General features: G+C 62.1%; 17 protein-coding genes. 6 read left to right on the top strand and 11 right to left on the bottom strand.

The genetic code is table 11. The annotated features are described in order from the left end of the window. The first annotated feature begins 37 nt into the window (after positions 1–37). On the top strand, positions 38–511 hold the full coding sequence (locus E5K02_RS01525; protein WP_167856242.1) for an META domain-containing protein: 474 nt from the start codon (positions 38–40) through the stop codon (positions 509–511). 108 nt (positions 512–619) lie between these two features. On the opposite strand, the gene E5K02_RS01530 is transcribed toward E5K02_RS01525, so the two are convergent. Continuing rightward, positions 620–1,774 carry a sterol desaturase family protein gene (locus E5K02_RS01530; RefSeq protein WP_135391545.1) on the bottom strand — a complete coding sequence of 385 codons (1,155 nt, stop codon included), beginning with the start codon at positions 1,772–1,774 and terminating at the stop codon, positions 620–622. 185 nt (positions 1,775–1,959) lie between these two features. Next, positions 1,960–3,627, bottom strand: coding sequence for an SBBP repeat-containing protein (locus E5K02_RS01535; RefSeq protein ID WP_135391546.1), 1,668 nt, complete (start codon positions 3,625–3,627; stop codon positions 1,960–1,962). Positions 3,628–3,795: 168 nt separating this feature from the next. Between E5K02_RS01535 and E5K02_RS01540 the strand changes: the two genes are divergently transcribed. Beyond that, positions 3,796–4,578 carry a hypothetical protein gene (locus E5K02_RS01540; protein ID WP_135391547.1) on the top strand — a complete coding sequence of 261 codons (783 nt, stop codon included), beginning with the start codon at positions 3,796–3,798 and terminating at the stop codon, positions 4,576–4,578. Between the two features lie 180 nt (positions 4,579–4,758). Further along, entirely contained in the window at positions 4,759–5,196 is a 438-nt protein-coding gene (locus E5K02_RS01545; protein ID WP_135391548.1) for a VOC family protein, read from the top strand. 332 nt (positions 5,197–5,528) lie between these two features. Here the strand turns inward: E5K02_RS01545 and E5K02_RS26020 are convergent, their stop codons facing one another. Next, positions 5,529–6,728 (bottom strand): tail fiber domain-containing protein, encoded by a 1,200-nt coding sequence (locus tag E5K02_RS26020; protein WP_135391549.1) that lies wholly within the window; start codon positions 6,726–6,728, stop codon positions 5,529–5,531. Between the two features lie 483 nt (positions 6,729–7,211). On the opposite strand from E5K02_RS26020, the gene E5K02_RS01555 reads away from it, so the two are divergent. Then, on the top strand, positions 7,212–7,778 hold the full coding sequence (locus tag E5K02_RS01555) for a hypothetical protein (RefSeq protein ID WP_135391550.1): 567 nt from the start codon (positions 7,212–7,214) through the stop codon (positions 7,776–7,778). A gap of 543 nt (positions 7,779–8,321) precedes the next feature. Here E5K02_RS01555 and E5K02_RS25840 read toward each other — a convergent pair. Both E5K02_RS25840 and E5K02_RS01565 read right to left on the bottom strand, forming a co-directional pair. Next, positions 8,322–11,090: a class I SAM-dependent DNA methyltransferase gene (locus tag E5K02_RS25840; protein WP_135391551.1), complete on the bottom strand. Its 2,769-nt coding sequence runs from the start codon at positions 11,088–11,090 to the stop codon at positions 8,322–8,324. A gap of 38 nt (positions 11,091–11,128) precedes the next feature. Next, a complete protein-coding gene (locus E5K02_RS01565) occupies positions 11,129–11,317 on the bottom strand; it encodes a hypothetical protein (protein ID WP_135391552.1) in 189 nt (62 codons plus the stop codon). Positions 11,318–11,644: 327 nt separating this feature from the next. On the opposite strand from E5K02_RS01565, the gene E5K02_RS01570 reads away from it, so the two are divergent. Further along, on the top strand, positions 11,645–12,043 hold the full coding sequence (locus E5K02_RS01570; RefSeq protein ID WP_135391553.1) for an endonuclease domain-containing protein: 399 nt from the start codon (positions 11,645–11,647) through the stop codon (positions 12,041–12,043). Positions 12,044–12,232: 189 nt separating this feature from the next. On the opposite strand, the gene E5K02_RS01575 is transcribed toward E5K02_RS01570, so the two are convergent. Both E5K02_RS01575 and E5K02_RS01580 read right to left on the bottom strand, forming a co-directional pair. Beyond that, entirely contained in the window at positions 12,233–12,961 is a 729-nt protein-coding gene (locus E5K02_RS01575) for a sterol desaturase family protein (RefSeq protein ID WP_135391554.1), read from the bottom strand. A gap of 538 nt (positions 12,962–13,499) precedes the next feature. Further along, positions 13,500–14,096: an FMN-dependent NADH-azoreductase gene (locus tag E5K02_RS01580; protein ID WP_135391555.1), complete on the bottom strand. Its 597-nt coding sequence runs from the start codon at positions 14,094–14,096 to the stop codon at positions 13,500–13,502. Positions 14,097–14,333: 237 nt separating this feature from the next. Between E5K02_RS01580 and E5K02_RS01585 the strand changes: the two genes are divergently transcribed. Continuing rightward, the gene (locus tag E5K02_RS01585) at positions 14,334–14,693 is read left to right on the top strand and encodes a winged helix-turn-helix transcriptional regulator (protein ID WP_135391556.1); all 360 of its coding nucleotides are present in this window, start codon (positions 14,334–14,336) and stop codon (positions 14,691–14,693) included. A gap of 132 nt (positions 14,694–14,825) precedes the next feature. Here the strand turns inward: E5K02_RS01585 and E5K02_RS01590 are convergent, their stop codons facing one another. The 4 genes from E5K02_RS01590 to E5K02_RS01605 form a co-directional block, all read right to left on the bottom strand. Continuing rightward, positions 14,826–16,238, bottom strand: coding sequence for a D-alanyl-D-alanine carboxypeptidase (locus E5K02_RS01590; RefSeq protein ID WP_167856243.1), 1,413 nt, complete (start codon positions 16,236–16,238; stop codon positions 14,826–14,828). A gap of 272 nt (positions 16,239–16,510) precedes the next feature. Continuing rightward, positions 16,511–17,248: an SDR family oxidoreductase gene (locus tag E5K02_RS01595; RefSeq protein WP_135391558.1), complete on the bottom strand. Its 738-nt coding sequence runs from the start codon at positions 17,246–17,248 to the stop codon at positions 16,511–16,513. 85 nt (positions 17,249–17,333) lie between these two features. Beyond that, positions 17,334–18,224 carry an AraC family transcriptional regulator gene (locus tag E5K02_RS01600; RefSeq protein WP_135391559.1) on the bottom strand — a complete coding sequence of 297 codons (891 nt, stop codon included), beginning with the start codon at positions 18,222–18,224 and terminating at the stop codon, positions 17,334–17,336. A gap of 170 nt (positions 18,225–18,394) precedes the next feature. After that, a complete protein-coding gene (locus E5K02_RS01605; RefSeq protein WP_135391560.1) occupies positions 18,395–19,435 on the bottom strand; it encodes an NAD(P)-dependent alcohol dehydrogenase in 1,041 nt (346 codons plus the stop codon). Positions 19,436–19,597 lie beyond the last annotated feature (162 nt).

Consider the following 19,597-nt stretch of genomic DNA (forward strand, 5'->3'; position numbering starts at 1 on the left):
GTATACCGGGTTGACGTGCCACCCTTGTTCTGCTGCTATGCTGTTATCTACTTTTCTCCGGCCGGCCTCCGCCTTGCTGCTGCTCAGTGCGGTGGGCTGTAGCTTCGACTTGAATGAGCGCCCCAACGCCAACAACGACGCCACGGCCACGACCGTACCCGCCGCTACCCTGCAGGAAGTGCGCTGGGAGCTGGTAGACCTGGCCGGACAGCCCGCCACCGCCGCCGAGCAAACCCCTTACCTGGTGCTGCAGGGCGGCCGGGCCCGGGCCGAGGGCCGGGCCGGCTGCAACCGCTTTTCCGGGCCGTATACGCTCTTTACCGCCGGCCGCCTGCGCCTGGGGCCCCTGGTCACCACCCGCAGCACCTGTCCCGATATTCAAACCGAGGTAAGCTTTCTGCAGGCCCTCAACCAGGCCCAGCGCTACCGCATCAGCGGCAATACCCTAACCTTGTTTACCGCCGACACGCTGGGTACCCCCCTGGCCCGCCTCAAGGCCGTGGCTGAGTAGGTCGCGAAGAAAAGCGCGGGCCCGTTCCTAAGCGTCTCTCCATACAAAAAGCCCTGCCGGGAGTCGGCAGGGCTTTTTGTATGGAGAGACGGCCGGGCTAGTGTCGGCTTAGCGGCTGCTTTGCTCTTCCATGTTCAGGTTTTTATCGAACGGGCTTTTGGTGAAGGGGTAGGTCAGCTGGTTCAGGTAGCCCTTGGGGTAGGAGCCCTCCCGCACGCCGGTAGCGGCCGGCCACTCGTTGCCGGGCAGGTAGTAGGTGCCAAAAATCCGGTCAATCAGGGGGAAGTGGATGGCGAAGTTCTTGCCGTAGTGGGCCGGGTCTTCGCAGTGGTGCCAGTGGTGAAACTGGGGCGTGACGAGCAGGTACTTCAGCCAGCCGAAGTTGAGGCTGGTATTGGCATGAATCAGCACCGCGTGAATGGACACAAACAGGATGTAGGCGTTGAACGTCAGCTCCGAAAAGCCCAGCACATACAGCGGGATAAAGGAAATGGAGCGGGTCACGAAGATGTCCACGAAGTGGGTGCGCGAGCCGGCCAGCCAGTCCATAGCCTGGGTGGAGTGGTGAATGGAATGAAAGCGCCACAAATACACGTGGGAGTGAAACAGCCGGTGGGCAGCGTACTGAAACAGGTCCGTCACGAACAAGGCCAGCAGAAAGCCCGCCACGAAGGGCAGCTGCTGCACCCAGTGCTGCAGCGGGGCCAGGCCCATCCAGCCAAACAGCAGCTTGGCCGGGGCCTGGGTAATGACGCCGAAAAATTGCACAAACAGGTGGCTGATGGTGAAGTACACCAGGTCGGTGCGCCATTCGGCGTGGAAGCGGGCCTGCTTCTCGTGGCGGGGAAAGGCCATTTCGATGGGCACGAAAATCACGGCCATCAGCAGCAGGTCGAGCAGCAGCCAGTCGAGGCCAATATGCCAGAAGGTTTTCTCCACGGCCCGGGGCTGCACCGAAAAGCCCCCAATGACCACGGCCATGGCCGACAGCACAATGCCCATGACGGCGTGCTGCTTGCGCCGGCTCAGCAGAAAGCTCAGCGTGGCAAAGAAGAAGGAAGCCACAATAACCGCGACCAGCAGGGTTTTCATCATTTCCCCGGTATAGATTTCCCGAAACTCGGGCGTGGTCAGGTATTCCGGATAATGAAAGCACAGCACGGCGCACAAGGCCAGCATCGAGAGGAAAATCGAGATATAGCCACTCACGTAGCCCTGGCCAAAGTAGAAGCGTTGCTTGAGGGAGGTAGTCTGGTTCGGCATAGGATAGAATCGAAGTACGCCGACAAGTATAGGAGAATTGCTATTAAAAGCGGAAGTCAGCGGCACCGGCCGGTAGCGTGTGCTACTGCCGCCGGGCCGCTGACTTCCATCATCACTACTTACAACTGGTAGCGCCTGGCAAGAAGGTAAGCCAGGCTACCGGCTGGTCCTTGCCGGGCCGGACGTTACTCTACCACCACGCGGCCCGTCACGGGCTGGCCCTGGGCGTTGGTGGCGCGCAGGGTGTAGAGGCCCGGAACCAAGCCCCGCACCGACACTTGCGCCGCCGCCGAGACGCTGGTTTCGCGGGCTACGCGGCCCAGGGCGTCAATGAGCTGCACCGGGGTGCCACCGGGCAACGCGGGCAAGTGCAGTTGGTCGGAAGCCGGGTTGGGATACAGGCCCAGCTGCTGGGAGCGGGCCGCCTGGGTAGCCAGGGTGGGGTCGCCCAGGCGGGCCAGGAAGTTGGCTGTGGTCGTCGTAGTGCTGGTGACGGTTTGGAAACCAAAGGTGCAGGAGCCGACAAAGGTGCCAAACACGTAGAAGTAGGGTTGCCTGAACCCGACGTGGTAGCCCACGTCGGAGCCGGGGCCGCCGGCCTGCTGCACCCACTGGAGCTGGCCCTGGGGGGTGTAGGCGGCCACCACGATGTCGTTGCTGCCGACCGCCGTTAGCCTCTGGGTGCCCAGCTGGGCGCCGGTGCTGAAGTGCCCCGCCACGTGGGGCGAGCCGCCCGCGTCGAGGCTGACGCTGCCCCAGCCATCGGAGCCGGGGCCCCCGTGGGGCTGTATCCAGAGCAGGGACCCCAGGGGCGAATACTTCGCCAGGTAGCCGTCGAGGCCGCCGGCCCCGGGCAGGTCAGTGTTGCTAAAGCTGGAGGCCCCGTTCAGGGTGCCGGTCAGGTAGAGGTTGCCGCTGGCGTCTGCTTCCGCGTCGGTTATGCGGTCCTCATTCGGACCGCCTTCCTGGCGTACCCACTCGGCCGTGCCCTGAGCGTTAAACTTCACCAGCAGCAGGTCGTTGTTGCCGCGCGAGGTGTAGGTAGTGCCGTTCAGGTCGATGGGCACGGTGAAGCTGCTGACCAGATACACGCTGCCGCTGGCCCCCGCGGCCAGGCGGGGCACCTGGTAGGTAGCCGGGCCCTGGGGCACCTGGTAATCGAAGGCCGCTACGGCCCCCCGGACGTCGCCGGTGGCGGCGCGCAGCTGGAGCAGAAACGTGCCGAAGCCCGTGCGGGTCGTGATTGCCGGAACCCCGTTGCCAAAATTGGCCGCGCCGGTATACAGGCCAGAAGCGTACACGTTGCCCAGGTCGTCGACGCCGATGGAGTGGCCATTGACTACGGTGGTGCCGCTGGCCGAGCTTTGCTGGGCCCACTCGGGCACACCCTGGGGCGACACGCGCACCACGAAGACCTTGCTGGCCGTGTTGGTACTGCTCAGGCTCACCCCGTTGGGCAGGGAGATGGGGCCGGTGAAGCTGCCCGTCACGTAGGCGTTGCCGGCCGCGTCGAGGGCGACGTCGGTGGCCGATTCATTGCCGGGCGTACTGAACGCAAAGATCCAGGCCACCGCACCCGCGGACGTGTACTTGACCAGAAACCCGTCGTTCTGACCCTGACCGGTGAGCGTGGTGGTGCCGATGGTGATGCTGCCGGTAAAGGAGCCGGCCGCGTAGGTGTTGCCGGCCGCGTCGGTGGCCAGGGAGCTGGAGGTAGTGGGGGCAAAGCCCGGGGCGTAGGCATTCAGCCAGGAAGGCGGCGCGTATTGGGCCCGGGCTGCGGGTAGGGTAGCCCCACAGGCGGCCAGGGCGAGGGCCGCGCGAAGCAAGTAGGAGGGAGTAGAAATAGGCATGCTCAAAGATTGCCAATGAAGGATAGCTGCGCAAGTCGGCGGTCCTGGCCGACTGCAAAAGAACTGCCTGAGGGGCCCTGGCTTGCATCCCCGCCCGAATTACCGACTTTCGCGGCGTGGGGCTACCGCCCGCGGGAGGCAGCTCCCGGCTTATCCATCCGTTATCAAATGAAACTCCTGCTCCTAGCCGTTCTGCTTCTCTTACCCACCTGCCTATACAGCCAAGACCTGCCGGCCATCGAGCGGGAGCTGGTCCGGGAGGCCCGGCGCATCTCGTACTGGGCCGAGTATGACGACAGCACGGGCACTGCCCACGTGGAGGATTCCCTGGCCCGGGCCAACAGCCGGTTCATGCGCCGGCTGCTGCACTACACCGCCACCGAGCCCGCCAGCCTGACCTACGCCTTTGCGGCCCTGCGGCGGGAGCACATTACCATCACGACCTCGGCCGACGGGCGCTTCCGTATCTACTCCTGGGACTCGCAGGAGGGCGGCACCATGCGCTTCTTCAACAATGTGTTTCAGTTCCGGGCCGGCGCCAAGGTGGCTGCCCGCAGCCTGACCGGCACCCGCCCCGACAACGACGCGGGCAAGCTGTACTTCGACATCTTCCAGGTGCAGAAGGGCAGCCAGACCTACTATCTGGCTTACGGGCAGGGCATCTACTCCAGCCACGACTCCTACCAGCACGTGAAGGCCTTTGCCGTGGAGGGCGGGCAGCTAAACCCCGAGGCCAAGCTGATCCAGACTGGCTCGGGGCTGCGCAACACCCTGGGCTTTGCCTTCGACTTCTTCTCGGTGGTCGACCGCCCCGAGCGGCCCGTGCGCCTGATTACCTACGACCCGAAAGCCCAGGTGCTGGCCATTCCGGTGGTGTGGGCCGATGGCAAGGTCACGGACAAGCGGATCCGCTACGGCTTCAACGGGGCGGTGTTTGCGAAGGTGAAATAAGCCGGCCGCGGGTGGGGTGGGGGCCAGCTGGGCCGCAGCAGCCCGTGGGCAGCAAAAAGGCCCTGCTCCAAAGTGCTAAAAAACGTGTCGCAAACGCCCCCGCAGGATGTCGCATTCAGCCGCCGTGCAGGGGTGTTTTAGCTGGTACATTTGCTTTGTACCCACTTAACTACTACCCATATGGCAACTAATATTTTTGTCAACCTGCCCGTCAAGGACCTGAACGCCTCGGTGGCTTTCTTTACCCAGCTGGGGTTTCGCTTCGATCCGCAGATGACTGATGAACGGGGCACCTGCATGGTCATCAGCGACACCATCTACGTGATGCTGCTGGTGGAGCCGTTTTTCCAGACGTTCACGGGCAAGCCCTTGGTTGACGCCCGCCAGGCCAACGAAGTTATCATCTGTCTGTCGGCCGACAGCCGGGCCGAGGTTGACCGCCTCGCCGAGGCGGCCCTGGCCGCCGGGGGGCAACCCGTGCCGCAGCAGCCGGAAAACGAAATGGAATTCATGTACGACCGTAACTTCCAGGACCTCGACGGCCACCTCTGGAATGTGATGTACATGGACCCCACCTACGCCCAGCAGCCGGCTACCCCCGAAGCTGCCGCCCAGTAACGGCGCCGGGCTGCATACCTCACCGTCCGGCTGCCGCCTGCGGGCTGAGGCATAAGGTTCTTCTGGTCGGCGCGGCGGCTATTCCAGGGTGTAGCAGGTCCGTCGGACCGGTGTAGAGACGCATAGTGGCGTCTCCGGCTTGAACGACTCGTAACGCGTTTCCGGCCCGGGCTAAACAACGATTGAGACGCAAGTATGCGTCTCTACACTGGGTGGCGGTTAGACGATTCAACTGCTGGTGTCTGAGCAAAGGGCTGAGTCCTTACCCCCGTAAAGCCACCAGGGCCGCCCCGGAATCCGGGGCGGCCCTGGTGGCATAGTAAAGGAGCGGGCTAGCGGCGGCGCAGCAGGGCCGCCCCGATGCCTCCGCCGGCCAGCAGCACGGCCGCGGCCAGGGGGAGGCCCGCCGGGGCGGGGCTTTGGGGGGTAGCGGCAACCGTAGCGGCCAAGGCCCGGCGCTCCAGGGCGTCGAGGCGGGCGCGCAGCTCCTGGTTTTCGGCCTGTAGGGCGCTGAGCCGGGCGGCTTGCTGCTGGGTGCGGGCGTCGAGGGCCTGGGCGGCGGCCAGGGCCACACCGTCGGCGTCCACGGTGCCGATGCTGATGCTGTCGGGGCCCAGGCCGAAGGCCCGGTGGAAGTCCTGGGCCATGGGGCCGAGGTGGCGCACGTGGTGTTTATCTACCTTGTAGCTCCAGCGAGTGATGGGCAGCTGGCGCAGCCTGGCCAGCACGTCTTCGCCGGCCACGGTTTCAAAGCGGTGCTTCCGGTGGCGGTCCGACACGTTCGTCCAGACCCCGCTCGTGCTCAGGTAGGCGCCGGTAGAGGTAGAAATCACCGCGCTGGACTGGTACCAGGAGGGCGTCGAGTTGGTGCCGGTAATGGGCGTGCCCGACTGGAAGATAATGCCGCTGCTGCGGTTGGAGGAAGTGTAGATGCGGAAGCCGTTGGTGACGCGCCAGGTGGCCGAGTGGTTGGTTTCGGCCCGGAAGGCTTCGTCGGTGGCGAAGTTGCCGTCGTCGACTACCGAGCGGTCGGCAAAGACGAAGGTGCCCTGGCGGGTGTTGGTGTGGGCGTAGTAGCCCAGGGCCACCGAGGCCGCCCCCGAGGCGGTGCAGAACTCGCCCAGGGCGGTGCTGCTAAGGTTGGCCGCCGTCACGTCTTTGCCGAAGGCCGTGCCGTAGTCGCCGGAGGCCCGGGCGTTGTAGCCGCCGGCCGTGGAGTAGATACCGATGTTGGCGTTGTCCCACTGGGTACCGTTGATGTAGCCGGCCCGGAAGGCGGCCTTCTCCGGATACCACATCAGGCGGGTGCCGCTGCCTTCGGCCGGAATAGCGTTGGAGGTGTTGCCCCCGTCGTAGGTGCCGCCGGCCAGCAAGCCCCCGGATTTGAACACGCTGAAACGGGCTTCGCTGGGGTTGCGCTTGCGCACGATCAGCAGGGTGTCGGTGTTTTGGGCCAGCAGGGACGTCAGGGGTAGCAGCGTAAGGCCGAACAACCCGGCCCGCCGGGCAAGAGAAGCGTAAAAGTTGTCCATTGGGGTAAGAGCAGGGAGGGGGAAATACGGGCAAAGCTAGTCAGATAAATCAGGCCCCGGATAGGCTTAGTCCAACTATATATTTGCAACGCTATTTTTCGCCCGGCCGCGGCTACGGCAGGGGCGACCTACCCGCGGCCGGCAGGGGCGCCTTGCCGACTACAGCCGCCTCCATGGCCCTTTTGGGAGGAAGCTCAGGCTACGGACCTGACTCTGGACCGCCCGCATGACGGGCCAAAACGAAACGGCGGTTCCGGGCGGCACCCCGCAGTACCCGTTGTGGCGGGCCGGGTACGGAACGTAGCGCTACGAGCAGGCTGATACAGGACCTGGGGGTCCGTCGGAGCAGCTGCGGAGGGTGTTAACCGGCTATGCGGCAGCTTTTTGAAGTCGGAAAAATAAATATAGTAAAGGCTATACTTAAGGTCTTGGAAAATATATAGCTTATTGGCATTATTCACCTTTTATCCAGTAATAAGCCACATGGCACGTGTTAACAACAACATTATTACCCAGGGTCTGAGCGGTACGCTGGGCGGCACCCTGGTCTTCCGGCAATCGGGCAACCGGACCATCGTTTCGACGGCCCCGCGGGAAACGGACCGGGAACCCTCGCCCAAGCAGCTGGCCCATCAGCAGCGGTTTCAGGAAGCGGCCCTGTATGCCAAAGCCCAGCTGGCCACGCCCGAAGGCAAGGCCGAGTACGAAGCCGCCCGCGACGAAAACAACAACAGCGCCTACGCTATTGCCGTGGCCGACTTTATGCAGGCACCCGACATTCGGGAGCTGGACCTGAGCAACTACGCCGGCAAAGTGGGGGACACCATGCGGGCGCGGGTGACGGACAACTTTAAGGTAGTGGGCGTCACGGTACGGATCGAAAACGGGGACGGGAGCCTGGTGGAAGAAGGCCCGGCCGTGCAGCAGCCCAACGCGGTGGATTGGGTGTTTACGGCCAAGAAAGCGAATACCAGCCTGGAGGGCGACAAAATCACCTTCCGGGCCACCGACAAGCCCGGCAATCCGACTACGGAAACCAAGACGCTATAGGCAGTAGTCTTGGTTTCGTTCAATTTCCGGCGATTTGCCCGCTGAATAGGCGCCGTATAGCTTCCGTATAGGCACTGTATAGGCACCCTTTACCCAGCCTGAGCGCTGCATCCGGCAGAAATGCTAAAATGACCAACGGCCGCCCCGGATTCCGGGGCGGCCGTTTGGGTGTAGGAGAGGCCAAAGTGGGCGTTACTTTGCGGAGGGCCAGTCAAGCTGGTCGATGAGAAGAATGCTTAACTATTGGTAAGCTTCCTGCAAGCTCATATCAAGGGCACCGTGGGTATGCAGGAATCCAGCCAGCATATACAGCCAGTGCTGGCGCGGATGGTTTTGGCAAAGATGCTGGCCTGTAGCTCATGTTTGAAGACTTGGTCGAGCGGTTCTTGGCTGTTGTATTAGGGGATGGTGCGGATACGGTCTTGGAAGGCGGCCAAGTCAGCAGCCCGGAAAAACTCAGGAGGCATCGGATAACGAGAGGATTAGTGGATACGAGTAAGGAGACGGATGATAGGCTGGGCAGGCCAAGGGTGAGGAGCTAGGCTATGCCGTCAGCTTGCTTTTGCGGCTTGCTTTGGCCTTGGGGGCGGTGGGCAGCAGGGGAGCTTGCAGCAGGCGGTACTGCTCGAAGAGGAATTCCAGGCGGCTGAGTTCGGTAGGGAAGGCGGCAGCCCGGTAGCAGAGGTCCACAGCCTTATCGAGCTGCTGGTGGGCCTTTACCAGGGCCGGAGGCATGGTGAGCGGGTCGTAGAGCGTTGCCAGGCTCTCATTAGGAAACTGGGCCCGGGCGGCTAGCACCTGCTGGGCAGCGGCCTCTACGGCAGCGGTTTGCTTGGCAGTGGGGGAAGCGGGGAAGGGGAAGTTGTTGTAGACGAGTAGACCCGAATAGCGAAAATCACTTTTCAATCTTCCACAAACGGCACGCATCCATGCCATGTGCATATGTGAAGTTAAAACACCGAAATGGTAGATGGACGCGCTTGGTATCGTGCGGCACAAATCAGAGGCAATAGCTTCTGGTAGCATAAAGCCTATTGGGATGTAACGCCTATTTTCCGATGATACACCTGGAATTAAAATATACTCGGAAATAGGTTGGCGCTGTTCTCCAAATAAAGACGGTAAGTCAGCCAGTTTTGCTGTCGCAGCGCGCTTACTTGCTTTTCTGTACAATCGCACTGCCTCCACTCGTTTAGCTACTTCTGGCAAACTCCTTATTTGACTTGGAGAAGCATCAATGAGCCAAAGACACCAACGTGGAATTTTGTTAATGAATTCTTGGGCACCTACAAAAGGTCTAATGAATTGCACCGCTTCAGGCTCCTTTTTTAACAACTCGTCCTTTTCATCATCTGATAAGAGTAGATTGCCACCGTCATTTGCCATACTGCCATAGCTTATTTCAGGTACGTTACTCAGAGGTTTACTTCGTTTACCAACTATTACATTATCTGCATCTACTAAATACGGATTGATATTCTTCGCTTTCAGTTCTTGCGGTTCACTTTTGACGGTCGCGTAATCGAATAAGCGCCGTGGTAGAATAGCCTGGGTACCAAAGCCGACAATCACACAAAATACTTGAGCGTTACCTTTAGCTTCATTGCTCCATTTAAAGGTGCGGTGGGCAAACTGAATATGCATCCCAAGCCGTAGCATCTCACCCCATAGAATGCTAACCTGCTCGCCTTGGGTTATGCTGTTGGTACTAACTAATGCCACCCTTATAGCTGTCCCCTGCACGTACTGAGCTGCTTTGAGGTACCATGCCGCCACGTAATCAAGGACGCCTGCGCCTTGCAACTTCGGTCCTGCTACGGCCAATAGTTCCTTGCGCTGACCTTCAGTCATAAGCTTAGAGCCAATAAACGGCGGGTTACCTAGGATGTAGCTGAGCTGGTCTTTGGGGGCAACGGTTTCCCAGTCGGTGGTTAGGGCGTTGCCGTGCACAATTTTGGCGGTGCGGGTCAGGGGCAGGCGCAGGTAGAGGTTGCCGAAGGCTTCGGAGAGGCGCAGGTTGAGCTGGTGGTCCATGAGCCACATGGCTACCTCGGCAATGCGGGCCGGGAATTCTTCAACCTCAATGCCGTAGGCTTGGTCGACCTGCACGCGGGCGTAGAGGGCCAGGTCTACGGTTTGGCCGGTGGCTACTTTGTCGGCAAACTGGCGCTCCAGAATCTCTTGTTCCAGCAGGCGCAGCTCGCGGTAGGTCACAACCAGGAAGTTGCCGCAGCCGCAGCTGGGGTCGAGGAAGCGCAGCTTTTCGAGGCGGCGGTGGAGCTGGTCGAGCTTGTGGCGGTTTTGCCCGGCCTGGGCCAGGTCCTGGCGCAGCTCATCCAAGAACAGGCCCTGGATAACCTTGAGAATATTGGCCTCGGAGGTGTAGTGGGCTCCCAGGTTGCGCCGCTTCACAGGGTCGGTGACGGATTGGAAGAGGGAGCCGAAAATAGCGGGCGAGATGCGCGACCAGTCGAAGTAAGTGCAGCGGATAAGCTGTTCGCGCAGGGCCTTGTCGAAGGCCGGAAACTCGAAGAACTCCGTGAACAGGGAGCCATTCACGTAGGGCAGCACCTGCAAGTGAACGGGCAGGTGGCGCTGGCGCTGGTCGGGGGCTTTGTCGAGCACCGAAAACCACTGGGCCAGCTGGGCGCCCACGTCGGAGCCATCCTCGCGGGTGTGCTCTTCCAGGAAGGCCCGGAAAGCATCTTTCTCGAAAATAGCCGTGTCTTCGGCGAACAGGCAGAAGAGGATGCGCACCAGCAGTACTTCCAGCTTGTGGCCGTGGTAGCCGCCGCGCAGCAGGGCGTCGTGCAGGTCGCCCATCAGTTCGGCCGCTTTGATGTTGGCCGGGTCTTCGGCCTGATACTGGCGCTTTTGGTAGCCGGTCAGGAACGAAAACAGGTGCAGGTGCTGGTGGAGCTGTTCGAGGGGAAAGTCGAAGCTGCTGCCTTCGTCGAGGTCGTAGAGGCGGAAGCGGGCGAAGTCAGAAACCAGGATGTATTTGGGCAGCTCGTGGTCTTTGAGGCCAGGAAAGTAGTCTTTGGCCTGCTGCACGGCCTTGTCGAGGTCTTTGCCCCGGCTTTTGTGCTCTACTAGCAGGGTGCCTTTCCAGAGCAGGTCAATAAAGCCTTGCTGGCCGGAGAGCTTCTTTACGGGCTCCTCGAAGGTTGCTACCCGGCGGCGGTTGATGCCGAAGACGTTGAAGAAGTCACCCCAGAAAGCCTTGGCTTCGGCATGCTCCCGGGTTTCGCCCTGCCACTCCTGGGCGAAGCGAATAGCACGGTCTTTAATCTCAGATAAGGAAAGGGGCATAGAGTAAGAAAAGTGGGAAGTGGAGGGTAAGCAGGTGCTTAATAGAGTTTGGTTAGGCCGTAGGGGGGAGCATACCGGTGCCGGTAGCCTACGTAGGACTGCTGGGCAAATTCCTCGGGCTCGTGGTATGCTTTGGTTAGTAGCTCCACATATTCAGAGTAGGTCAGAGAACCCCGCTCATATTTGCGCTCTAGATGGCGTAGGCGGCGCTGCGTAATGGGGAACATAGGTTATGGAAATGAGTACGGCAGTCAAATGCCCGTCTAGTCTCATCGCCAAATCTCTGCCAACGGGCTGCCAATTCGGGATAAGTAAAGGGTAGTGGTGGGGGGTAGGTGTGAGGGTAGAAATGGGGGGTAGGAAGATAGGAGGAATTTGGTTTGGGTGGCGCCTTATTCGTCGGGCCGTTTCGTTCTGTCGTGCGCCTCACCCCCCGGCCCCCTCTCCGAAAAGGAGAGGGGGAGCCTGACGATAAGTGGAAGGAGAATTTGTGGAGTATTGGAGCACTGGAGTATACTGACTTAGTGATATATTGATTGATACTGTACTCTTATATGGAAACGAACGATTCTTATTTGCCGCAGGATAGAATCTTTACCGCCGATAAGAAGCAGTATGGGAAGCTAGATTTGAGAGGGCGGGCGCGGAGCATGCGGCACGCGCCGACACCGGCGGAGGAAGTGCTTTGGCAACGGCTGCGGGGCAATCAGCTGGGTGTGAAGTTCCGTCGCCAGCACAGCATCGACCGGTACATTGCCGATTTCGTTTGCCTCTCGCATAAGCTAATCGTAGAGCTAGACGGCCCCGGCCACCAGGAACCCAACCAGGCCGAGTACGACCAAGGCCGCTCCCAAACCCTGACCGGGCTCGGCTATTGTATCCTGCGCTTCTCCAATGAGCAGGCCATCCACGAAACCGAAGTAGTCCTCCAGACCATTAAAGCCAACTTATAAGCAAGCCCAAAGCCGCCGTGGCCCCCTCTCTCCTCGGGTTCTGGGCCTAAAGTAGATGCGGCGGGGCGCCTCACCCCAACCCCTCTCCGAAAAAGGAGAGGGGCTTACAGTACCATTCATACAAGCCGCAGGTCCGCTGTGGCTCCCCCTCTCCTTTTCGGAGAGGGGGCTGGGGGTGAGGCGCCCACACTACTTCTGCTCCGGCCCGTCCGCATAGGTGCCAAACAGCCGGTCCCACAGGGAAGTGTAGAAGCCGAAGTTGTGGGTGTCGTCCTGGTGGTGCTGAAAGTGGAAGGCGGAGGAGCCCAGGTGCCGGAGCAGGGGGTGGCGGGCCCAGGTGGCCGGATACGGCTCCACCCCGCAGTGGCCCAGCGCCCCAAACAGCACGTTGACTACCAGGTAGGCCACAATGGCCGTGAGGCTGGCCGGGTACACAAGCATCAGCAGCAGCCACAGCCCCCCGAAGCCCAGGGTTTCGAGGGGGTGGAGCACAAACAGGTCGATGGGCTGGGGCGCGGTGTAGTGGTGATGCAGGCCGTGCACCCAGCGGTAGAGCACCGAGTGGTGAATGCCGTAGTGGAACACGTACATCAGCAGATCCATGCCGAGGAAGAGCACCAGAAAATCGAGCAGGACGCGCCAGGATACGTCTTCCCGAATCCGGATATAGCCGTGGCGCCAGAGCAGGAAGCCGACGAAGGTAATGCCGGTGTTCAGGAACAGGGTGTAGGCGGCAAAACGGAATTCCTGGGCGCTGACCGGCTGGTACAAGGGGCCCAGCGCCCGGGCCCGGCCAAACCCAACCTGGAGCAGGTACCCCAGGCCCACGGCCAGCAGCAGCACCAGCAGGTTTTCGACCAGGAAAAGGGGCAGCGCCGCCTGCCAGGGCAGGGTTTTACAGAAATCAAGCAAGGACATAGGGTACGGCAAGAAGGGAGCAGCAGTGTCGGCGAAAGATACCGATTCCTTTGCCTCTGCTAACCAAAAGCGTGCGGCCTGCTTCGTGGGGCAGTACGCTGCGGGCCCAGCAGGTTACCGGGTAATGGGCCGTCCGCTACGATGACTCTGATGTTGCTCAAACCAGGGACCTAACCCAGGCAATACCGGTAGATACTACCGGCCATAGCTACGTTGCCGGTGGTAGCAGCGGCGTATCGCAGCTGGTGACAGTCAAGTATTCGCCGGCCGGGCCGCAGCTCTGGCCGCGCTATTACCCCGGGCTACTCCCAGCGCCACCGGCCAAGCCGCCTCGCCGGGCTGCCTGCATACGCACCCAACCAAAGCGGCTACCCCGCACAGGGTAGCCGCTTTGGTTGGCCTGGAGGTGGCCGACTGAAGAAGTAAGATGCCACCTCGTTTAGGCTAGTAGCCTGCCGCTGGCCATGCAGCGCCAGCCGGGGGCGGGGCCGCTACCGCAGAAGTGGGGGCGGCCGTTGTGTCTGTAAGAAGGAGGCCGTTATACCAGCACGCTGTCGATGCCTTTTTGCAAGGCGGTAGCCTGGAAATCGGGCAGCTTGACGCCTTCGGCCCGGGCCACGGTGACGTCGGTGAGACCCAGGAATTGAAGCACGAGGCGCAGGTAGGGCGTGGCAAAATCGTAGGCCTGCATGGGGCCTTCGGAGTAGATTCCGCCGCTGGCCACGGCCAGGTACACCTTCTTGCCCGTAATCAGCCCCTCGGGACCCGTGGGGGTATAGCGGAAGGTAATGCCCGCCCGGGTGAGGTGGTCGAGCCACGATTTGAGCGAGGAGGGAATGCTGAAATTGTAGAACGGCACCCCGATGACGAGTACGTCGGCGGCCATTACCTGGGCAATGGCTTCATCGGAGTGCTGCACAGCTTGTTGCTGCTCGGGCGAGCGGCCTTCGGTGGGCGTAAGATAAGCCTGCAAGTGGGCTTCTTCGAGGTGGGGAAATGGCTGGCTGGCCACGTCGCGCACCACGACGCGGCTGCCGGGCTCGGCGGCCAGGAGCTTGTCGATGATGCCCTGGCTGAGGCGGGTGCTGAAGGAGGCGGCGCCCTGGGCGCTGGAAATGATTTGCAGAATCTGCATACAAGAGGGGGTAAGAAAGGTGATGAACTACGGGTTGGCCCCCGCGGACCTACCAGCCCGGGAGGGCTGCCCGCCCACGGAGTAGCCCAGCTGGTGGCCTGGTACTCTGGTTACCTCAAGTAATCAGCTAGCCATTTGTTCGTACCTTGCCCCCACTTCAGATTACGTGGCGGTAGCCTGATTACCTGCTGGTAATCAGGGTTTCTACCCTGCCCTCTTACAGTACCCGCTGCTCTCATGACCAACCACGACCACTCCCAATGCGCCCTGACGATTCAGGGCCTGCGCCACGCCCTACTGGTAGTCAACGGAAAGTGGAAGCTCCAGATAATTGTGGCGCTTCGCTCGGGTACCCGGCATTTTCGCGCCTTGGAGCGCAGCGTTCCGGGTATTTCCACCAAGGTGCTGGCCAAGGAGCTGAAGGATCTGGAAGCCCATCAGCTCATTGCCCGGACGGTACACCCGGGCCCACCCGTACTCGTGGAGTACCACGTCTTGCCCTATGCCCGCACGCTCGACCCGGTGATTGAGGTCTTGAGAGTATGGGGCATGCAGCACCAGCAGCGCTTAGACGCGGGTGGCGCCGGGCCGGGGTAGAGAGCTGCTCTGACGCCCCCGGCGGCACGCCCCTTTTGCAGCCCCGGACGGATTGGGAAATTGCCCGGGACCTCGGGGGCCAGCGGGGTGGCAAAAGTACCCGAGCCACCAGCCACGGCCAGACTCCTGGTCCTACAGCCGCTGCCGCACCTGCCCCAGGATGCGCTGCATCTCGTTGCGCACGGGCTGGTCGTCGCCGGCGATGCTGTTGTTGAGGAAGCTCACGGCCAGCAGGCGGCCGCTGCGGGTGCGCACGTAGCCGGCCAGGTTGCAGGTGTGGGTCAGGGTGCCGGTCTTGCCCCAGAACCAGGTGCCCTGGGCATCCTTGTAGCGCCGGTGCAGGGTGCCCTGTCCGCCCCCGCCGGCCAGCAGATTCAGCAGCCGGGGCTCGGGCACTTGCTGGTGGAGCAGGACCAGCAGGGCATTCAGGGAGCGGGGCGTCACCAGGTTGAGCCGGGACAGGCCCGAGCCGTCGACCCAGGGTAGCTTATCGGGCAGGGTGTTGAAGTAGGTGCGGCGGGCGTGGCGAATGACGCGCCAGGCGCTGAGCGAGTCGCGGGGCGGCCCCAGCTTGGTGGCGCACATGAGCAGCAGCTGCTCGGCCAGGAAATTGTCGCTCACCCGCAGCATGCGGCGGTAGAGCGAGTCGGCGGGCAGGCCCGGCAGGGTCCGGATGGAATCCTGGGGGCGGGGCTGCCAGGCCGTGTGCACCACGGCCCGGCGCAGGGTGTCGCCGAGCAGGCGCAGCAGCAGGGTGCGGCTGGTACGGTAGGGCACCTCATCGACCCACCGCTTCGGGGCGGGGAAGTAGGTGAAGCGGTTGTCGAGCTGCCCCCGGCTTACGTGCTGGTCGGGGTTGTGGCTCAGCAGGTCGTCGGCGGTAGCCAGGCTGGTGAGCGGGGCGAAGGGGCGGGGCAGCACCCGCACCCGCTGGGGCCGGGCGGGCAGCTTGCCCCGGGCCGGCACGGGCGTGCTGGCGTAGAAGCGCACCGTGTTGCCATAAAGCGGAAAGGCCGTGCGCTCGGGCTGGAAGTAGTAGTTGAAATCGTCCCAGGCCCAGCTGGGGCCGTAGGGCGGCGGGGTAGCAATGTCGCAGTACGCCAGCAGGCGCTCGGGCCGGCGGGCCAGAAAGGTGTAGGCCCGGCGCGAGGGCACGTCGCCGTGCAGGAAGGTGGGGTCGCCGGTGCCCTGGAAAAACAGGGTATCGTGGCGGCTGAAGTAGCGCAGGCTGGGCAGGGAGTCGCCGAGCAGGCGCAGACCGGTGTAAAAGCTAAAGAGCTTCATTACGCTGGCCGGCGTGAAGTAGCGGGTTTCATTCAGGCCATACACTTCCTCGCCCGTCGAGGCGTCGGTAATACTCAGGCCCACCTGGTGCTGGCGCAGGGCCGGGGCGGCCGTCAGCAGCGAGTCGAGCCAGGGCAGCGGGGCCGAGCCCGGGCGGAGGCTGTCGGCGGGGGCGGCCGGTTGGGAGTTCTGGGCACAGGCCAGGGGCTGGGCAGAGCCCCAGACCACCAGGAGCAGGAAGAAAACGGGACGTAGCAACACAGCCTGCAAGTTAGGCAGCGCAGCCGGCTAATACGGCGTGTTGGGGTAGGGAAGTGTAGGAACACGCGTTCTGCGCGTTGTTCGGGGTATTCTGCCCATGCGGCAGCACCCAGGGAATCTTGCGGGGCGCCGCTACGGGGCTTGGTTGAAAAAAAGAACGTCCTGCTTGCTCTGGCGGAGGCCAGGGCAAGCAGGACAGATACGTAGGCAGCACCCGCCCGCGAGATGCCTCGCGGGGCTCGGACGGACGACTAAGCGGCTGCCCCCACGTTTTACCAGGGGCTGATACCGGTTTCCGGGGCGTTGTCGTCGCTGAAAAACTGGCTGGTCGGACCGTCGGGCCCCAGCGTGGCGGCTTTGACCAGGCGGGCGGCGGCATCCTGCACGCTACCGGGGCCGCTGTGGTGGTTGAAGTCGGTGGCAGTGTAGCCCGGGTCCACGGCGTTGACCTTGAAGGGCGTGTCGCGCAGCTCGTAGGCCAGCATGATGGTGTAGGCGTTCAGGGCCGCTTTCGAGGGCTGGTAGGCGGCGCCTTTCACGGCGTAGTATTTCCAGGACGGGTCGTTGTGCAGCGTCAGGGAGCCCAGGCCCGAGGTAACGTTGACGATGCGCGGGGCGGGCGACTGGCGCAGCAGGTCGATGAAGGCCTGCGTCACCTCGATGACGCCGAACACGTTCGTCTCGAACACTTCCTTAATCACGCTGGTAGAGGTGCTCAGGGGCGGCTGCGTCATGCCGCCCAGGATGCCGGCGTTGTTGATGAGCACGTCCAGCACCGGCGTTTTCTGCCCCAGGGCGGCGCGGGCGGCGGCAATGGAGGCGCTGTCGGTCACGTTGAGCTGCAGGGGCTCGACCTGCGCGAAGCCTTCGGCCCGGAGCTGGTCGGCGGCCTGCTGGCCTTTGAGCAGGTCGCGGCTGCCCAGGTACACGGTGTAGCCTTGTTGGAGAAGCTGGCGGGCGGTTTCAAAGCCAATGCTTTTGTTGGCGCCGGTAATGAGTGCGGTTTTCATGGTTGGGTGTTGGTCAATTGCTTACTTGCTTGAACACCACAAAACTACCGGACCCCCTAGCGCGGCTGGCACCTATTCTGCGGTATTACTGGTACATTTCACGGATGGCGGCGCGGTACTCAGCCGGGGTAGCGCCGGTTTCGCGCTTGAAGAAGCGGTTGAAGTAGGAGGCCTCCGCAAACCCGAGGTCAAAGGCAATTTCCTTGAGCGAGAGGGATGTGTAGAACAGCAGGCGGCGCGCCTCCAGCACCAGGCGCTCGTGAATGTGCTTGCTGGCCGGCCGCCCGCTCTGGGCTTTGACGACCTCGCTCAAGTGACCGGCCGAAATGTGGAGCAGGGCCGCGTAGGCACTTACTTCGTGCAGCTCGCGGAAGCTTTCCTCAATCCGGGCCAGGTAGGTTTTGAGCAGCAGCTGGTCGGCCGAGGGCTGACCCCCGGTAAACTGCTCGGTATAGAGCCGGCTCAGGTAGGTGAGCAGCAGCGTGAGGTAGGCCGTCAGCATGCGGTGCTGCCACTCGCCGGGGCGCTGGTACTCGGCCGTAAGCTTGGCCAGCATTTCTTCCACAAAGGACCAGTCCGCGTCGGACAGCAACAATTCGTGGCCGTTGTGTGGGTTCTGAATCAGGGGCAGCTCCCGCAGGGCCGCATGCTGCTGCAGGGTCAGAAACTCGTTGGTAAACGTGAGGTAGGTGCCCCAAAACGGCGTCGGGGCTTCCTTCACCAGAATCTGGTGCGGGGCCGTGAAATAGAGCGTGCGGTTTTTGCGCTCGTAGGATTTCATGTCCACCCAGTGCCGGCCCTGGTTTTGCTTCACAAACACCAGCAGGTAGTAGGCCTTGCGGTGCGGAATCAGCAAATCTTCCTCGTACACCAGGGCGCCTTCCGATTGGGTGATGGTGAAGGGTTTGGTTTGGGCGGCTTCGTTTCGCTCGGAAGGGTATATCGGAATCGGGGGCTTACTGGGAAAGGAGTACATATTCTGGAAGGCTAGCGTGTGGGCAAAATACGAAGGCCGCCCCATCGCCTAACCGCGCCCGGCCCGAATGGTTGGCGCCGGCGCAGCCGGCGTCGGAGACAAAAAAGCCGGCTCCCGCCCGTGCTGAAAAGCAGTGGGGCCGGAGCCGGCTGGGTTTGGCCGCTATGGGTTTAGAGGCTGGCTATGTCAATCACGAAGCGGTAGCGCACGTCGCCTTTCACCATCCGCTCGTAGGCCTGGTTGATGTCCTGGATGTTGATAAGCTCAATGTCGGACACGATGTTGTGCTCGGCGCAGAAGTCCAGCATTTCCTGGGTTTCGGCGATGCCGCCAATGGTAGAACCCGACACGCTTTTACGGCCCGGAATCAGGGCGAAGGCCGGAATTTCCAGGGGCTTGGGCGGGGCGCCCACCAGAATATGGGTACCGTTGGTTTTGAGCAAGGACAGATACAGCGGAATATTGTGGTCGGCCGCCACGGTGTCGAGAATGTAGTCGAAGGAGCCCTGCACGGCCTTGAGCTGCTCCTCGTCGGAGGTCACGACGAAGTGGTGGGCGCCCAGGGCTTTGGCGTCGGCTTCCTTGGCGGGCGAGGTGCTGAGCACGGTTACCTCGGCCCCGAAGGCCACACCGAACTTGACGCCCATGTGGCCCAGGCCGCCCAGGCCCACGACGGCCAGCTTGTGGCCCTTGCCCACGCCCCAGTATTTCAGGGGCGAGTAGGTCGTGATGCCGGCGCAGAGCAGCGGGGCCACGGCGGCCAGGTCGAGCTTGTCGGACACGCTGACTACGAACTCCTCGCGCACCACAATCGTGTTGGAGTAGCCGCCGTACGTGGGTACCCCGTCGCGGCCGAGGTTATTGTAGGTCTGAGTGTTGCCTTCTACGCAGTACTGCTCCAGCCCGTCTTTGCAGTTGTAGCACACCTGGCAAGAGTCGACCATGCAGCCGACGCCGGCCAGGTCGCCGGCCGCGAATTTCTTTACATGGTCGCCGACTTGGGTGATGCGGCCCACGATTTCGTGGCCGGGCACCATGGGGAAGATGCCGGGAAACCATTCGTTGCGGATCTGGTGCAAATCGGAGTGGCACACGCCGCAGAACAGGATTTCAATCTGCACGTCGTGGGCGCCCACGTCGCGGCGCTCAAAAGTCCAGGGGGCGAGGTCGGTTTCGGGGCTTTGGGCCGCGTAGGCTTTGGTTTGGATCATGAGAGGGTTGGTTAAGTAGAATGGGGATTGGGAGCGACAAAAATAGGGGCCCCGCCGGCGGGGAAGTGGTTAAAAAGGATTCTTCAGGAAGCTTACTAAACGCTCATGCTGAGCTCGTCGACCTGTTTTGCTTGGGCTTTACCCTTGCAGGAAAGAATTTCC

This window comes from Hymenobacter metallicola, from assembly GCF_004745645.1.
Classification (GTDB): Bacteria; Bacteroidota; Bacteroidia; order Cytophagales; family Hymenobacteraceae; genus Hymenobacter; species Hymenobacter metallicola.

Coding starts and splice junctions, on each gene's coding strand:
- E5K02_RS01525 (WP_167856242.1), top strand. CDS start 38: ATGCTGTTATCTACTTTTCTCCGGCCGGCCTCCGCCTTGCTGCTGCTC.
- E5K02_RS01530 (WP_135391545.1), bottom strand. CDS start 1,774: ATGCCGAACCAGACTACCTCCCTCAAGCAACGCTTCTACTTTGGCCAG.
- E5K02_RS01535 (WP_135391546.1), bottom strand. CDS start 3,627: ATGCCTATTTCTACTCCCTCCTACTTGCTTCGCGCGGCCCTCGCCCTG.
- E5K02_RS01540 (WP_135391547.1), top strand. CDS start 3,796: ATGAAACTCCTGCTCCTAGCCGTTCTGCTTCTCTTACCCACCTGCCTA.
- E5K02_RS01545 (WP_135391548.1), top strand. CDS start 4,759: ATGGCAACTAATATTTTTGTCAACCTGCCCGTCAAGGACCTGAACGCC.
- E5K02_RS26020 (WP_135391549.1), bottom strand. CDS start 6,728: ATGGACAACTTTTACGCTTCTCTTGCCCGGCGGGCCGGGTTGTTCGGC.
- E5K02_RS01555 (WP_135391550.1), top strand. CDS start 7,212: ATGGCACGTGTTAACAACAACATTATTACCCAGGGTCTGAGCGGTACG.
- E5K02_RS25840 (WP_135391551.1), bottom strand. CDS start 11,090: ATGCCCCTTTCCTTATCTGAGATTAAAGACCGTGCTATTCGCTTCGCC.
- E5K02_RS01565 (WP_135391552.1), bottom strand. CDS start 11,317: ATGTTCCCCATTACGCAGCGCCGCCTACGCCATCTAGAGCGCAAATAT.
- E5K02_RS01570 (WP_135391553.1), top strand. CDS start 11,645: ATGGAAACGAACGATTCTTATTTGCCGCAGGATAGAATCTTTACCGCC.
- E5K02_RS01575 (WP_135391554.1), bottom strand. CDS start 12,961: ATGTCCTTGCTTGATTTCTGTAAAACCCTGCCCTGGCAGGCGGCGCTG.
- E5K02_RS01580 (WP_135391555.1), bottom strand. CDS start 14,096: ATGCAGATTCTGCAAATCATTTCCAGCGCCCAGGGCGCCGCCTCCTTC.
- E5K02_RS01585 (WP_135391556.1), top strand. CDS start 14,334: ATGACCAACCACGACCACTCCCAATGCGCCCTGACGATTCAGGGCCTG.
- E5K02_RS01595 (WP_135391558.1), bottom strand. CDS start 17,248: ATGAAAACCGCACTCATTACCGGCGCCAACAAAAGCATTGGCTTTGAA.
- E5K02_RS01600 (WP_135391559.1), bottom strand. CDS start 18,224: ATGTACTCCTTTCCCAGTAAGCCCCCGATTCCGATATACCCTTCCGAG.
- E5K02_RS01605 (WP_135391560.1), bottom strand. CDS start 19,435: ATGATCCAAACCAAAGCCTACGCGGCCCAAAGCCCCGAAACCGACCTC.